Source organism: Oceanisphaera profunda, assembly GCF_002157895.1.
GTDB classification, from domain to species: domain Bacteria; phylum Pseudomonadota; class Gammaproteobacteria; order Enterobacterales; family Aeromonadaceae; genus Oceanimonas; species Oceanimonas profunda.
The window spans coordinates 3,365,598-3,378,883 of sequence record NZ_CP021377.1 but is presented as its reverse complement, the minus strand read 5'-3'; the positions used below and the strand labels follow the sequence as shown (position 1 = coordinate 3,378,883).

Here is a 13,286-nt window from a genome sequence, read left to right as displayed (position 1 = left end):
AGGAAGCCCAAGTGGAACCCATACACCTCACTCAATATAGCCACGGCGCCGGCTGCGGCTGCAAAATTTCGCCCACCGTGCTCGACACCATTTTACACAGCCAACTGCCACGCTTTAATGACCCGCGCTTAATCGTGGGTAACGACAGCCGGGACGACGCTGCCGTGGTCGATATTGGCAATGGCATGGGCATTATTTCCACCACCGACTTCTTTATGCCCATCGTCGACGACCCCTTCACCTTTGGCCGCATTGCTGCCACCAACGCCATTAGCGATGTGTATGCCATGGGCGGCACGCCGATTGTGGCCATTGCCATTTTGGGCTGGCCGGTCAATGTATTAGCACCCGAAATTGCCCAGCAAGTGATTGATGGCGGCCGTCAGGCCTGCATGGACGCAGGTATTTCACTGGCCGGTGGCCACAGCATAGATGCGCCTGAGCCTATTTTTGGCTTGGCCGTAACCGGTCAAATCCAGCTTGATCAAGTTAAACGCAACAACACCGCCCGCGCCGGCGATTTATTATTCCTGACTAAACCGTTAGGCATTGGCATTTTATCGACCGCCCAGAAAAAAGGCCTGTTATTGCCCGAGCACGCCACCTTGGCAGCTGAAGTCATGTGTCAGTTAAATAAACCCGGCCAAGATTTTGCCCGCTTAGCCGGCGTGAACGCCATGACAGACGTCACCGGCTTTGGTTTGATGGGGCATTTGGCGGAAGTGTGTGATGGCGCGAATGTCAGTGCCGTTTTGCACATGGATAAGATCCCCCTGCTGCCTGAGCTGGATCATTATTTAGCCGCCGGTGCCGCACCGGGTGGCACTTTGCGTAACTTTGAAGCCTACGGCCATAAGTTGGCACCCTTAACCCCGCGCCAGCAACAGATTTTATGTGATCCGCAAACCAGTGGCGGTTTGCTAGTGGCAGTGAGCCCTGCGGCAGTTAATGATTTCTTACAGTTGGCTGAGCAACACGACTTACACTTAAACGCCATTGGCGAGCTGACCGCTCCCAGCACCCATCGCATCGAGGTGCTGGGTGAGTGAGTTGAAAAACAGCATTGCATTGCACAAAACCGTTAAATTAACGGCAGATTACGACCAGTTGTTAGCGGACGATGTGCCGTTACTGGACTTGCGCGCCCCCATTGAATTTAGTGAAGGTGCCTTTCCGCTCGCCACCAATCTGCCTTTAATGACAGACGACGAGCGCGCCCAAGTGGGCACCTGTTACAAACAGCAAGGCCAAGCAGCGGCCATTAGCCTCGGCCATTCGTTAGTAAACGGCGAGTTGCGTGAGCAACGCTTGCAGGCTTGGCTAAACTGGCTGACTTTGCACCCTAACGGCATGATTTATTGCTTTAGAGGGGGCCTGCGCAGCCAAACCGTACAACAATGGCTGGCAGAAGCTGGCCGGCCGGTAACCCGCGTTGAAGGCGGCTATAAAGCGCTGCGCCAACGCTTATTGCAAGAAATTGAAACCGGCTTTGAGCAACCAGGCTATGTGTTATCAGGCTTTACTGGTAGCGGCAAAACAGATTGGCTGGCGCGCAGCCCGTTGTCATTAGACTTGGAAGGCTATGCCCATCACAGAGGCTCCAGCTTTGGCCACTGGGCTGAGCCACAACCCACCCCCATCGACTTTGAAAACCGCTTGGCGATTGCCCGCTTACAACAGCGCCGTGCTGGCATTGAGTCTTGGCTGGTGGAAGATGAAAGTGCCATGATAGGCCGCTGCCCACTGCCCAAGCGCGTGTACGAGCGGATGCAGCAAGTCCCCGTATTGCTATTAGAAGTGCCATTTGAGCAGCGAGTACGCCAAATTCAGCAGGATTATGTAGAAACCATGCTGGTGCGCTTTAATGGGGATGTTTCACGCTTAAGTGAATATTTGCAAGACAGCTTAAAGCGCTTATACAAACGCTTAGGGGATCGAGATTGGCGCCAGCTCTCCCAGCAAATGACCGGCGCTATTAATCAGCAATTGTTAGGCCACGGTTGCGACGGTCATCAAGAGTGGATAACCGATCTTTTAGGCCGTTATTACGACCCTATTTATCTGCGCCATCAAGACAGTAAAGAACACCGCATAGTCATGCGCGGCAATGAAGAAGAACTCGCGCATTGGTTGGCAAAGCAGCAAGTTTAAACCACTGCGCCAGCTTACTGATTATGTTAAACAGAGTGTGAAGACTAAATACTCTCAAGCCACGGAATACACGGAACCGACGGATAAAAGCCAAATAAATATCGTTATTAGAAATATTATATTTTCATAACTTTATATTTTCGTACATTTGTCTTCTTCCGTGTATTTCGTGGCAAAAATACTCTTTCTCTTTTAGGTTAAAATTTAAGGAAACAACATCATGCTTAATCGCATCACGCTGCCGGTCACGGCCTTTGCCCAAAACTGCAGTCTGGTGTGGTGCTCCGCCACCAACAAAGCCGCCTTAATAGATCCTGGCGGTGAAACACCGCGCCTATTGGCCGAAATCGAGAAACGCGGCCTCACACTGGAGTCGATTTTATTGACCCACGGTCACTTAGATCACGTGGGCGCCACCGGCGAGCTGCTGGCCGTTAAATCTGTGCCTGTGATTGGGCCAAGTCGCGAGGATGCGTTTTGGATAAATGGCCTCGACCAACAAGCCCAGATGTTTGGCTTAAGCCCTGTTCTCGCCTTTACCCCAACGCTGTGGTTACAAGCCGGTGATAAGGTGCAGGTCGGTGAAGAAGTGATGGATGTGTATTTTTGCCCCGGCCACACGCCAGGACATATTGTATTTGTGCACCCGACTCAGCGTTTGGCCTTTGTGGGCGATGTTATCTTTAATGGTGGCGTGGGTCGCAGTGACTTTCCGCAGGGGTGTCATAGCAGCTTAATTAACTCCATTAAGGACACCCTGCTGCCGCTCGGCGATGACATCACCTTCGTCCCCGGCCACGGCCCCGAGAGTACTTTTGGCCACGAACGCCTGCATAATCCTTATTTGCGATAATAAAGCGCCCAGCACAAAGCTAAACAGAAAACAGGGTTTTTAATGCCGTCTTCCTGAACTCGATTCAGGATCTCATTTTTTTAATAGTGAGGGCTAAGTGCGAGATATCAGGGCAAGCCCTGCAGGACGGCATAGAGTCGGGGGCTAAATCAGAGCCCCTTCACACTTTACGCCTCACTCTTCAGCTATTTATTTATCCCCAATCATCGTCGTCTTCATCTTCATCAACCGGTTCTGGGATCACTACTGCTGGGGCGAGTACCGCTATGGTCGCCAGCAAAGCACGTCTGCGCTGCCAGTTCGCCACAAAACCAAAGCGATAGCCGTTATCATCGAGCTGAAAACGCTCTTCCACTTTGGCGTCTAGCGTGTATTGGATCAGAGCCAGCTCAGCGTCGTCTAAGGTGAGATCTAAGGTAAAGGCAATAATAGCGCCGTCGTGACCCGGCAATTTGTTGTGATTGACGGCCCGCACCCGTTCACGCGGTACTGTTACGGCTTCTTGGGTAAGGCCATTCACCAGATATAATTGCTGTTCGTCAAAAGCCAGATTGATCAGCAACTTTCGGTTCCAGCTGGACGGCCACAGGCTGATCAATAATAAGGTACCGCCAAAAATTACGCCTACCCAGTGGATTAAGCCAAAGCCGGCTTGGCCATCAATCAGGGCCCAAATTACCACCGCCAGACTCGCCAATAATGCCAAGGTATGGGTTAAATAAAATCGCACCACAGGCGGGGCTAACACAAAGCTTAACGGCTGTGCTAATACCTGCTCTAAAGGTAAGCGCTGCACTGACATAACATCTTCCATCTGGCAAAAAGTGCCCTACCCTAGCAAAAAATTGCATCGGCATAAATAAAGGTCTCAGCTCTGCCCAAACCTAGCCTACTCGCGGGTGCCTTTAGATCTCGCGCTTAGTAAGCAATGACCCTCACCAACGGCCATTTTTTAGAGGTAAGTTCGCGGCTCAGCGTCAACAAACTCAATGGAGAAACAAAGCAGCCAAACCCGCTAACAAAACAAAGCCTAACCATGCGTTTTATTGTAAGGTCATCATATGAGTCATTTTTAATTGACCTGCTTATTTCTCTGGGATGCCACTGACAACCTGCATCCACCAGCTTTCAATAAGCAGTCTACTCGCTATTTAATGTGGCCTTATGGTCAGGAGAACCTATGAGCAAATGGAAAGGCGCGGTCTGGTTGGCTTTAATGGTCGGGTTAGCACCGCACATAACAAGTGCTGAAGCGGTGGGCGGCTATGCGGCGGGTTGCCAGTTTAGTAGCCAAGCTTTGCCTGGTACGGGTACGGGCTTTCATGTGATCCGCGCCAGTCGTGAACGTTTTTATGGCCAGCCGGTGTTAATCGATTATTTACATAATTTAGGTAAAAAAGTCGAACGAGCCGAGCTGCCGCCCATGCTAGTAGCAGACATGGCCAAGCAGCGCGGCGGCCCCTTTAATTTTGGCCATCGCAGCCATCAAACCGGCTTGGATGCAGACATTTGGCTGCGCACCCCACCTAAGCCCGTGAGCTCCAGCCAGCTTGAGCAGGTGCCGGAAATTGATATGGTCAATCACAAGCTTTATATCCTTAATAGTCACTTTCAAGACCAGCAGCGCCAATTGATTGCCTTGGCGGCCCAAGATGAGCGCGTGAGTCGCATATTTGTGCATCCGTTAATCAAGCAAGCCATGTGCCATACCTATGGAGATGCGCCTTGGCTTAACCGACTGCGGCCTTGGTATGGCCATTCTGGCCATTTTCATGTGCGTTTGCAGTGCCCTAAAGCAGACATTCACTGTGTGCCACAAGCGCCCGTGCCGGCAGGCACTGGGTGTGACCGCGAGTTGCATAGCTGGCTGAAAGATAAAACTGGCGCCCTGAGCGGCGGTGGCAGCACCACCCCGTTTCGACCAGCGTTGCCGCCCCGCTGTCAGTCCTGGGTACCGGGTTATTAACTGATCGCGAGTTATTGGTGTTCAACTTGTATTGGCTAAACAGGAGTATTTATGTCGACCCAGCCTCGTTATGTGATCGCCCTCGATCAAGGCACCACCTCATCGCGGGCCATTATTTTTGATGATCAAGCCCAAGTACAGGGCAGCGCCCAGCGGGAGTTTGGTCAGATTTACCCACAAACGGGCTGGGTAGAGCACGATGCCATGGAGATTTGGGCCAGCCAGCGTGCCACGCTAACGGAGGTGTTAGCCAAAACCGGCATTAAACCGGCACAGATTGCCGCTATTGGTATCACTAATCAGCGTGAAACCACGGTAATTTGGAATAAACGCACCGGGCGCCCCATTCATAATGCCATTGTCTGGCAATGTCGGCGCACCGCCGAAATTTGCGAGCAGCTCAGCAAACAAGGTTTGAGCGACTATGTAAAAGAAAACACTGGGCTGGTGATAGATGCCTACTTTTCAGGCACCAAAATAAAATGGCTGCTCGATAACGTGGCCGGTGCTCGTGAGCAAGCAGAACGCGGCGAATTACTGTTTGGCTCCATAGACACTTGGCTGGTCTGGAAGCTAACCGAAGGCCGCGTGCACGCCACCGACTTCACCAATGCCTCGCGCACCATGTTGTTTAATATTAATACCTTGCAGTGGGATGACACTTTATTAACGGCGCTGGATATCCCTAAGTCTTTGTTGCCAGAAGTAAAAGCCTCAGGCGATGTTTACGGCCATGTACAGTTAGGCGGTAGCCAAGGCGGCAAGGTAGCCATTGCCGGCGTGGCTGGCGATCAACAAGCGGCCTTGTTTGGCCAATTGTGCGTACACAAAGGCATGGCTAAAAATACCTATGGCACTGGCTGTTTCTTGCTGATGAATACCGGCCAACAGAAGGTGAACTCCCAGTTTGGTCTGCTGACTACTTTGGCCATTGGCCCACAAGGCGAAGTGAATTATGCGCTAGAAGGCTCGGTATTTATGGGCGGCGCCATTATTCAGTGGCTGCGTGATGAGCTGGGCTTAATTCGCTCAGCCGAAGACACCGCCTATTTTGCCGCTAAAGTGGACGACACCAATGGCGTGTATTTAGTGCCGGCCTTCACGGGGTTAGGCGCCCCTTATTGGGACCCGTATGCGCGGGGCACCTTGATCGGCTTAAGCCGCGGTGCTAATCGCAATCACATTATTAGAGCCGCATTAGAAGCCATCGCCTACCAAAGTCGCGACGTATTAGATGCCATGCAACAAGATGCGGGGGTGACCTTGAGTGAGCTTAAAGTCGACGGCGGTGCCTGTGCTAATAAAGTATTAATGCAGTTTCAGGCCGATATCAGTCATATCGAGGTCATTCGGCCCACAGTACTGGAAACTACCGCCTTGGGCGCGGCATTTTTAGCAGGGTTGGCGGTTGGCATGTGGCAAGATACCGCGCAGCTTGCCAAGCTTGTCTCAACCGCACAAAGCTTCACGCCCAATATGGAGCCAGCCCAACGTGAGGCGCTCTATCAAGGCTGGCAAAAAGCGGTCAGCCGCTCTCGGCACTGGGTTGGTTAATCGCAATGGTGAAGCGTGAAGAGTAAAGATTAAAGAGTGAGGGGTGGAATGGCCCGACTAAAGTAGACACCAGTTTAAGCAGCATTAAGTTGCTGCGCATATGCGTTGGGGGTTAATCCTCCCAGCGCAGTGTGTTGTCTTACTTTGTGGTAATACTGCGTGATGTAGAAGTGTATTTCTTCTGCCATCTCTTTACGAGTTAAAAGCCCTAAACGGCGGGTCCATTCCTTTTTCAGTAAAGCAAAAAAGCTTTCTGAACACGCATTATCCCAGCAGTTTCCCCGGCGAGACATGCTGATAGTCACTTTACGTTTATTCAACCACGTCATGGTCGCCAGACAATGATATTGGCTGCCCTGGTCTGAGTGGAACATCAGCTCACGGCCATCAGGCTTCTGCTTCTTCCAAGCCTGCTTTAAGGCCTTAATCACTAATTCAGCGCTATTAACCGGCCCTTGAGCCTTGCCCACTACCTGTCTGGTAGCAAGATCGATTATCACCGCCAGATAGAGCCAGCCTTCTTCACAGCGTATTTGAGTTATATCTGACACCCAAACACGGTTCTCTTCTGCAACCGTAAACTGTCGGTTTAACAGATTTGGCGTCGCAGCGATGCCTGGCTTATGTTTACGATGCCCGGGCTTTGGCGCGACACAAGAACGGTAGCCCACACTCTGTAATAGGCGTTGCACTTGATTCTTACCACAAGCAAAGCCTTGGTCAACCGCTTCGCGCCACAATTTCCGATAACCCGCAATACCATGTTGCTGTTCAGCTTCAGCCAATAAAAAGGCGAGCAGACTGCGATGACGCTCCGCCTGAACCGAAGGCTCTCGTTGGCGCTGCTTCCAACAATAATAACCCGCACGAGATACCTGGAGTACGCGACACATCACCAGTACCGTCCAGCTCATGCTGCGATACCGGTCGATGAAGGAAAATTTTATCGCCGTGTCTTGGTAGCGTACTCTTCCAGCTTTTTTAAGATATCGAGTTCCAGTTCAGCGCGCTCTAGCTTTTTCTTAAGACGCTTATTCTCTTGCTCTAACTGACGCAGGCTTTTATCTGGCCCTTCATTTTTAACGGGCTTATCCTGTTTCGAATCTGGTTTGTCCATTATCCACTCTCGACGCCAACGGCTTAATACGTTCGGATGCACCCCCAGCTCACTGGAGATTTCAGCTAATGTTTTAGGTGATGAAACAGAGAGTTTAACGGCTTCCCGCTTAAATTCATTACTAAATTTACGTTTGGTTCGGTATTGCATACACTTCCTCACTCTGAAGAAGTGTCTACTTATTCAGGGCCATTCCAGGGAGCAGGCGTAAACCAAGACTCAGGCTTGGTACTTTCGCCTCACTCTTATCCCCTTACGCCTCACCTTGAATATGTTTAAGGACAAATTATGCCTGCAGGCATTACAGAAGTAGATGTACTGGTGATTGGCGGCGGCGTGAATGGCGTCGGCATCGCCATGGATGCGGCAGGCCGTGGTCTAAAGGTAGCGCTGTGCGAAAGCCACGATTTAGCCTCGGCGACGTCATCGGCGAGCAGCAAGCTTATTCACGGCGGCTTGCGCTACTTAGAGCAATATGAATTTTGCTTAGTAAAGAAAGCACTGGCCGAACGAGAGCGGCTACTCAACAATGCGCCACACATTATGTGGCCACTGCGTTTTCGCCTGCCCCATCAACCGCACTTGCGCCCGGGCTGGATGCTGCGCATTGGCTTGTTTTTATACGACAATTTAGCCAAACGTGAACGCTTAGCGGGCTCTAACGCCATTCGCTTTAACGCTGATAGCCCACTCGTCAGCAGTATTAGCCGTGGCTTTGAGTATTCAGATGGCTGGGTAGATGATGCGCGCTTAGTGGTATTGTGCGCCATGGCGGCAAAACAACAAGGTGCCGAGATAAAGCCCCGCACCCGTTGCATTAAGGCCGAACGCCACGGCGACATTTGGCAGATAACATTGCAAAGCACCGACAGCGGCGCCTTACAAACCTATCACAGTCGCGCCTTAGTCAATGCCGCCGGCCCTTGGGCCAGCTCCTTGTTTGATGAGGTAATTACCCTGCCTGCGCCTAAACAACTGCGGTTGGTGAAAGGCAGTCATATTGTAGTGCCGCGCATCCACGACGAGCCCGAAGCCTATATCTTACAAAACAGCGATCAGCGCATCGTATTTGTGACGCCCTATGAGCAGCACTTCTCTTTGATTGGCACCACGGATGTGGATTATGCAGGCGACCCGCGCGAGGTCGAGATCAGCGACACTGAAATCGACTACTTGTGCCAAGTGGTGAATGAACACTTTAAACAGCAAATTAGTGCCCAAGATGTGGTGTGGCGCTATTCAGGGGTGCGGCCGCTCTTGGATGATGAGCATGCGAGCCATGAGAAAACGGCTAACGCCCCCGTAGCAAGTGCACAACCAGAGCAGCACCAAGGTCAGGCACAAAAGGCGACCCGCGATTACACCTTTAGCTTGGATGCACCGGTTGGTGAAGCGCCGCTATTATCGGTATTTGGCGGCAAGCTCACCACCTATCGGCTGCTGGCGGAGGCCGCCACTGACGCCATTAGTCCTTTCTTTAAGCACATTAAAGGCCCGTGGACCGGCACCGCCAAATTACCTGGCGGCCATTTTAGTTCACAGCCTGCGCTCATCATGGAGCTAACAAACCAATACCCTTGGTTACCGTCAGCGACGCTGGCGCGCTTTGCTCGCAGTTACGGCACGCTTTGCCATCATTTTTTACATGGTTGCAGCGCGCTTGAGGCACTGGGTACGGATTTTGGTGGCGGCTTAAGTCAAAAAGAAGTGGATTACTTAATGAAGAATGAATGGGCCTATACTGCCGATGATATCTTGTGGCGCCGCTCTAAGCTGGGCTTGGTGCTAACTACCGAGCAACAAGAGCGCCTACAAAACTATATGCAGACCAAACAACACTAGATGCCGGCAACACAATAAAATCGGCGCAGCGCGTGGCACTGCGCCCTCTCTCGGTACTTTACTCTTAGTGCTCTGCATCAGGCTTAAGGTTAGCCGCAGGTCGCTTAAACTCTGAGTTTAGCCAAGGCTCCAATCCTTTCGCTTCATCAATAAACAACTGCAAATGCGGAAATGGCATTTCAATGTTGGCATCATCCAGCGCCAGCTTGATGGTCTCTAACAGCTCGCAAGAAATGCGCCCTTTTACTTCGATATCTTTCGCATGCACCCACACCTGAGCACTGAGATTCAAGGACGAGTCAGCCAGCTCACGCAACTGCAGCCGTGGCTGCATTTGCTCATTGGTGATCACCATAGGATGAGCCGACAACAAGGGCATGATCACCTCTCGGGCATGGGCAACCGACTCTTTATAGGCAATGCCCAGAGGAATGCGAATTCGCGTGGGCCCTTCGACACTGAAATTAATAATATCTGAGGTGGCCACTCTTTCATTGGGGATCATGGTGAACACATTATCGCGGGTGCGCAGCCAAGTGGTGCGAAAGGCAATGCGGATCACCTTGCCTTCTTCCCCGTGAATTTTTACCCAATCGCCGATGCGAAACGGCCGCTCAATCAGTAAGGTAATGCCGGCGATAAAGTTGGCCAAAGTCGACTGCGCCGCAAAGCCCACGGCGATACCCACTATGCCTAAACCCGCCACAATCGACAGCACATCAAAACCAAACTGCGCCAGTACTGTGATGGTGCCCATGGCAATCAAGGCTACCGACAAGGTATTTTTACACAATTGTTCTAGCGACGAGTCAATATGATGCCGCGATAAGTTGGAAGTTAACCCTCGCGATAACAATAGCCATAACACATAAAAAGCCAATGCCATTAGCCCTGCGCGAGCCGCGCCTTTTAGCACGGCGTCGGGGGCATTATATTGTGCCAATATCGCAATGATCACCGCCAAGCCAATTAAATAGCGCAGCACCCTTTTGGCGGCAATAAAGGGTTTTTCGCCGTAGCGGGTTCGGCCCAACACTAGCTTAAGCAAGTTGGCCAGCAACCAGTAAAAAACACCAAATAGCAGCAGTATCATTAGCGACACCAATAGCTGCCCAATCCCAGCGACCATCAGCTCTTGCCAGTTCAAACCACTCATGCCCAAGGCATTACTGGTGTCTTGTAAACTTTCTTCAAACTGTTCCCACAATAAAGTAAAACTTGATGTCGCCATGAAATACGTCCTTGTATTGGTGCTAAGTAATAGCTCATAACTTCTGTGGAATTTTCGGTCAATTTGTCTTAAAAACTAAAACCTATCGGCCACGAGAGGCACGGACAACTGAAGGAAAAATAGTGGTCTTAAAGGCAGCGCCAAACACCAAGCTCAATATAAGGGCAGTGTTGGTCTTTTAGCTCGGCGCTTGGTGCTTAGCGCTAGGCGCTGTTATGACTTGCGCACGTCCTCAATATAGCGGCCAGCGAGCTTAATCTTTATCTGAGAGTGCTAAATGCCATTGATGTCGCAAATATAACCCCCCGCCGCACAGGCTGAGCAGCAATAAAAAACCTAAGCCCACTATACCTAACACATCGTTCACCGCTTTAAAGGGCGTCCATTGTAAATAATGTATTTTATACCAGCTATTGATGCGCTGAGTATCAGGCCCTAATTGACGCAATGCCAGCTGCTGCCAATCAAGGTTGATTACCACTCCCGTACTGGTTAGGCCTTGGCTGCCGTCCCACTCGGTCAAACGCCCATAACGCTCAGGATTCTCGGCAATAGCTTCATTGACTAACAAAGTGGTCTGTTCAAGCGTGGCCGTAAACGGCTGCAAACTAATAGCGTCTAAATGCAATCCCTTATCTTGCTGCTTTACCAATAAATGATGGCCCAAGACGGTGTGCAACAGAGTCAGCTCTTGCCAATCATGCGCGGGCTGAATATGTAACTCTGCATCTAACGGATACGTTCTCACCGTTAACGGTGCAAAGGCGGCCTGATAACCGGGCTTCATAAAAAACAAGACTCCCGTCACTACCCAGCCTAAGATCGGCAATAACATCAGCAGCCCCAGCACCTTATGCAGACCTTTAACATAAACCAAAACCTCACTCCTTAGCTATTTTTTACACCTATTAATGCCGATAATTCATTCAACACCTCAATGCTTGAACCGGCCTTAATTTTGTATTTCGTCTTCAAAGCCATGATTACCAGCCGATAGAATGCCAACGCATAACGCCAACAGCATATACTTTAAAATTTCATCGTTTATCGCTAATTAAGCTATTTCCTATCAGCGCCAGCATGTGAAGACCGAGGTTGATGCCAAATTTTGAGGGAATAATAAAGACTTAGCGCTACCGTTACGAGTCTAAGCATGGCCAGTTTGGCTTATTCGTTACGGGATAAACATTTCCAAAGCGCAGCCCTATACAGCTATTTAAGCTTGTTCATGATCTTACTCTCCCCCGTTAATTTGTATGAACTCGCGTCACCTTGCGTCGCGAGTAACTAAACGGCTGATTACTGATTTTTTTAGGTGATTTGCGTCCTTTACCGTTAAAACTGGCGAAAGTAACGACAGCGTCTAAACTTGAACTAGCTCCCACTCAACACGCTCATTTGGCGACCTAATCAACCACTCGTCGTTAAAAACACTGTCATAAGTCGCTGTTATTTTCACCGTTTCTTTAACAGATGAGTGAGTAATAAATAGTTAAAACTTGCTGGCTAACAGACTTTTTTTGGGTTCATAGTTTGACATTCGGGCACTCGATGCTTAAACCTAGATGGTGATCGCAACGGGTGTATCTCAACTGATGAGACGACGTTCATCATGGCAACTTGTGTTTTAAGTCGCATGTTGTACACCCTATTTTTACGATAAACCTGTTAGTTGATATGAGGATTTTTTCCATGAAAACATTTAAAAAGCTTTCTCTGGCAGCAGCGGTCAGCGCTTTATTAATCCCTACACTGTCACAGGCACAAGGTACTTACGATGGTTTTGGCCCTAAACAAGGCGATCGTGAGTTCTCCATCAGTGGTTCTGGTGAAAGCGATAAGAACTTCGATAACGGTGGCATGGGTCTGTCTGGTGACATGGGTTGGTATATTAATGACCAAACCGTCGCCGGTGTTCGTCAAAGCGTAGCTTGGGGTGCAGTAGATAACGGTAATGATAACTGGTCAGGTGGCACCAGAGGTTATATCGATTATCACTTTGGTCAGAACCAGTTCCGTCCATTCGTGGGTGCTAACTTAGGTGTTAAATACTATAACCACGCCAAAAACACGGGTGTCGCAGGTTTGGAATTAGGTGCTAAGTACTACGTACTGCCTTCTACCTTCGTACAAGCTCGTGCTGAATATGGTTTCTTGTTTGATAGCAAAAATAGTGCCCAAGACAACTCCTCTAACGGCAGCTGGGAATACACTGTAGGTATGGGTTATAACTTCTAATCATTTACCCACCTAACGCATCAGTAGCAGTGTAATAAGCACAGCAAACAGTCAGCCTTAGCGCTGGCTGTTTGCTTTCTGGTATTTGGTTTGCGCCGTGCGCAAGGCAGAGGTCTTAAAGACTCAAGACTGATCTGCAACGGAATCCACGAAACCCACGGAAAAAAAAGTGTTCAGGCCTGAAAAAACTAAAGCCTTGATCAACGACTCTTATAGTAAGATCTAAACACCAGCTCATCAAAGGGCGTGCTCTTGCCATCCAAATTTCTTGTCACTTTTCGAACTTATCCCATGTTAATTTTTCCGCGGATTTCGCGTTCTTCCGTTGCTAAAA

The 13,286-nt window shown here is 50.1% G+C and carries 11 protein-coding genes; 7 read left to right on the top strand and 4 right to left on the bottom strand.

Annotated elements, in window-relative coordinates; all coding sequences use genetic code 11:
- Positions 1-11: 11 nt before the first annotated feature.
- The 3 genes from selD to CBP31_RS14940 all read left to right on the top strand — a co-directional run bounded on the left by selD (position 12) and on the right by CBP31_RS14940 (position 3,004).
- Positions 12-1,049: a selenide, water dikinase SelD gene (gene selD / locus CBP31_RS14950; RefSeq protein WP_087038445.1), complete on the top strand. Its 1,038-nt coding sequence runs from the start codon at positions 12-14 to the stop codon at positions 1,047-1,049.
- 1 nt (position 1,050) lies between these two features.
- On the top strand, positions 1,051-2,151 hold the full coding sequence (mnmH, locus tag CBP31_RS14945) for a tRNA 2-selenouridine(34) synthase MnmH (RefSeq protein ID WP_227875060.1): 1,101 nt from the start codon (positions 1,051-1,053) through the stop codon (positions 2,149-2,151).
- A gap of 220 nt (positions 2,152-2,371) precedes the next feature.
- Complete coding sequence (locus CBP31_RS14940; RefSeq protein ID WP_087038444.1) at positions 2,372-3,004, top strand: MBL fold metallo-hydrolase; 633 nt, start codon at positions 2,372-2,374, stop codon at positions 3,002-3,004.
- A 193-nt stretch (positions 3,005-3,197) separates the two neighbouring features.
- Here the strand turns inward: CBP31_RS14940 and CBP31_RS14935 are convergent, their stop codons facing one another.
- Positions 3,198-3,806: a hypothetical protein gene (locus CBP31_RS14935; protein ID WP_087038443.1), complete on the bottom strand. Its 609-nt coding sequence runs from the start codon at positions 3,804-3,806 to the stop codon at positions 3,198-3,200.
- Between the two features lie 378 nt (positions 3,807-4,184).
- Here CBP31_RS14935 and mepA point away from each other — a divergent pair, with 378 nt between their 5' ends.
- Positions 4,185-4,970: a penicillin-insensitive murein endopeptidase gene (mepA, locus tag CBP31_RS14930; protein WP_227875059.1), complete on the top strand. Its 786-nt coding sequence runs from the start codon at positions 4,185-4,187 to the stop codon at positions 4,968-4,970.
- A gap of 51 nt (positions 4,971-5,021) precedes the next feature.
- Positions 5,022-6,524, top strand: a complete 1,503-nt coding sequence (gene glpK / locus CBP31_RS14925) for a glycerol kinase GlpK (protein ID WP_087038442.1) — start codon at positions 5,022-5,024, stop codon at positions 6,522-6,524.
- Between the two features lie 74 nt (positions 6,525-6,598).
- On the opposite strand, the gene CBP31_RS14920 is transcribed toward glpK, so the two are convergent.
- Positions 6,599-7,791, bottom strand: a protein-coding gene (locus tag CBP31_RS14920; protein WP_087038441.1) for an IS3 family transposase whose coding sequence is annotated in 2 segments (ribosomal slippage) — positions 6,599-7,494 and positions 7,494-7,791 — 1,194 coding nt in all. Because the reading frame shifts where the segments join, the coding sequence is not laid out codon by codon here.
- A 138-nt stretch (positions 7,792-7,929) separates the two neighbouring features.
- On the opposite strand from CBP31_RS14920, the gene glpD reads away from it, so the two are divergent.
- Positions 7,930-9,483 carry a glycerol-3-phosphate dehydrogenase gene (gene glpD, locus CBP31_RS14915; protein WP_087038440.1) on the top strand — a complete coding sequence of 518 codons (1,554 nt, stop codon included), beginning with the start codon at positions 7,930-7,932 and terminating at the stop codon, positions 9,481-9,483.
- Positions 9,484-9,547: 64 nt separating this feature from the next.
- Here the strand turns inward: glpD and CBP31_RS14910 are convergent, their stop codons facing one another.
- A complete protein-coding gene (locus tag CBP31_RS14910; protein ID WP_087038439.1) occupies positions 9,548-10,714 on the bottom strand; it encodes a mechanosensitive ion channel family protein in 1,167 nt (388 codons plus the stop codon).
- A 253-nt stretch (positions 10,715-10,967) separates the two neighbouring features.
- Positions 10,968-11,591, bottom strand: coding sequence for a hypothetical protein (locus CBP31_RS14905; protein ID WP_087038438.1), 624 nt, complete (start codon positions 11,589-11,591; stop codon positions 10,968-10,970).
- Between the two features lie 815 nt (positions 11,592-12,406).
- Between CBP31_RS14905 and CBP31_RS14900 the strand changes: the two genes are divergently transcribed.
- Positions 12,407-12,952 carry a porin family protein gene (locus CBP31_RS14900; RefSeq protein ID WP_087038437.1) on the top strand — a complete coding sequence of 182 codons (546 nt, stop codon included), beginning with the start codon at positions 12,407-12,409 and terminating at the stop codon, positions 12,950-12,952.
- The last annotated feature ends 334 nt before the right edge of the window (positions 12,953-13,286 follow it).

Coding starts and splice junctions, on each gene's coding strand:
- CBP31_RS14940 (WP_087038444.1), top strand. CDS start 2,372: ATGCTTAATCGCATCACGCTGCCGGTCACGGCCTTTGCCCAAAACTGC.
- glpD (WP_087038440.1), top strand. CDS start 7,930: ATGCCTGCAGGCATTACAGAAGTAGATGTACTGGTGATTGGCGGCGGC.
- CBP31_RS14910 (WP_087038439.1), bottom strand. CDS start 10,714: ATGGCGACATCAAGTTTTACTTTATTGTGGGAACAGTTTGAAGAAAGT.
- mepA (WP_227875059.1), top strand. CDS start 4,185: ATGAGCAAATGGAAAGGCGCGGTCTGGTTGGCTTTAATGGTCGGGTTA.
- glpK (WP_087038442.1), top strand. CDS start 5,022: ATGTCGACCCAGCCTCGTTATGTGATCGCCCTCGATCAAGGCACCACC.
- CBP31_RS14935 (WP_087038443.1), bottom strand. CDS start 3,806: ATGTCAGTGCAGCGCTTACCTTTAGAGCAGGTATTAGCACAGCCGTTA.
- CBP31_RS14900 (WP_087038437.1), top strand. CDS start 12,407: ATGAAAACATTTAAAAAGCTTTCTCTGGCAGCAGCGGTCAGCGCTTTA.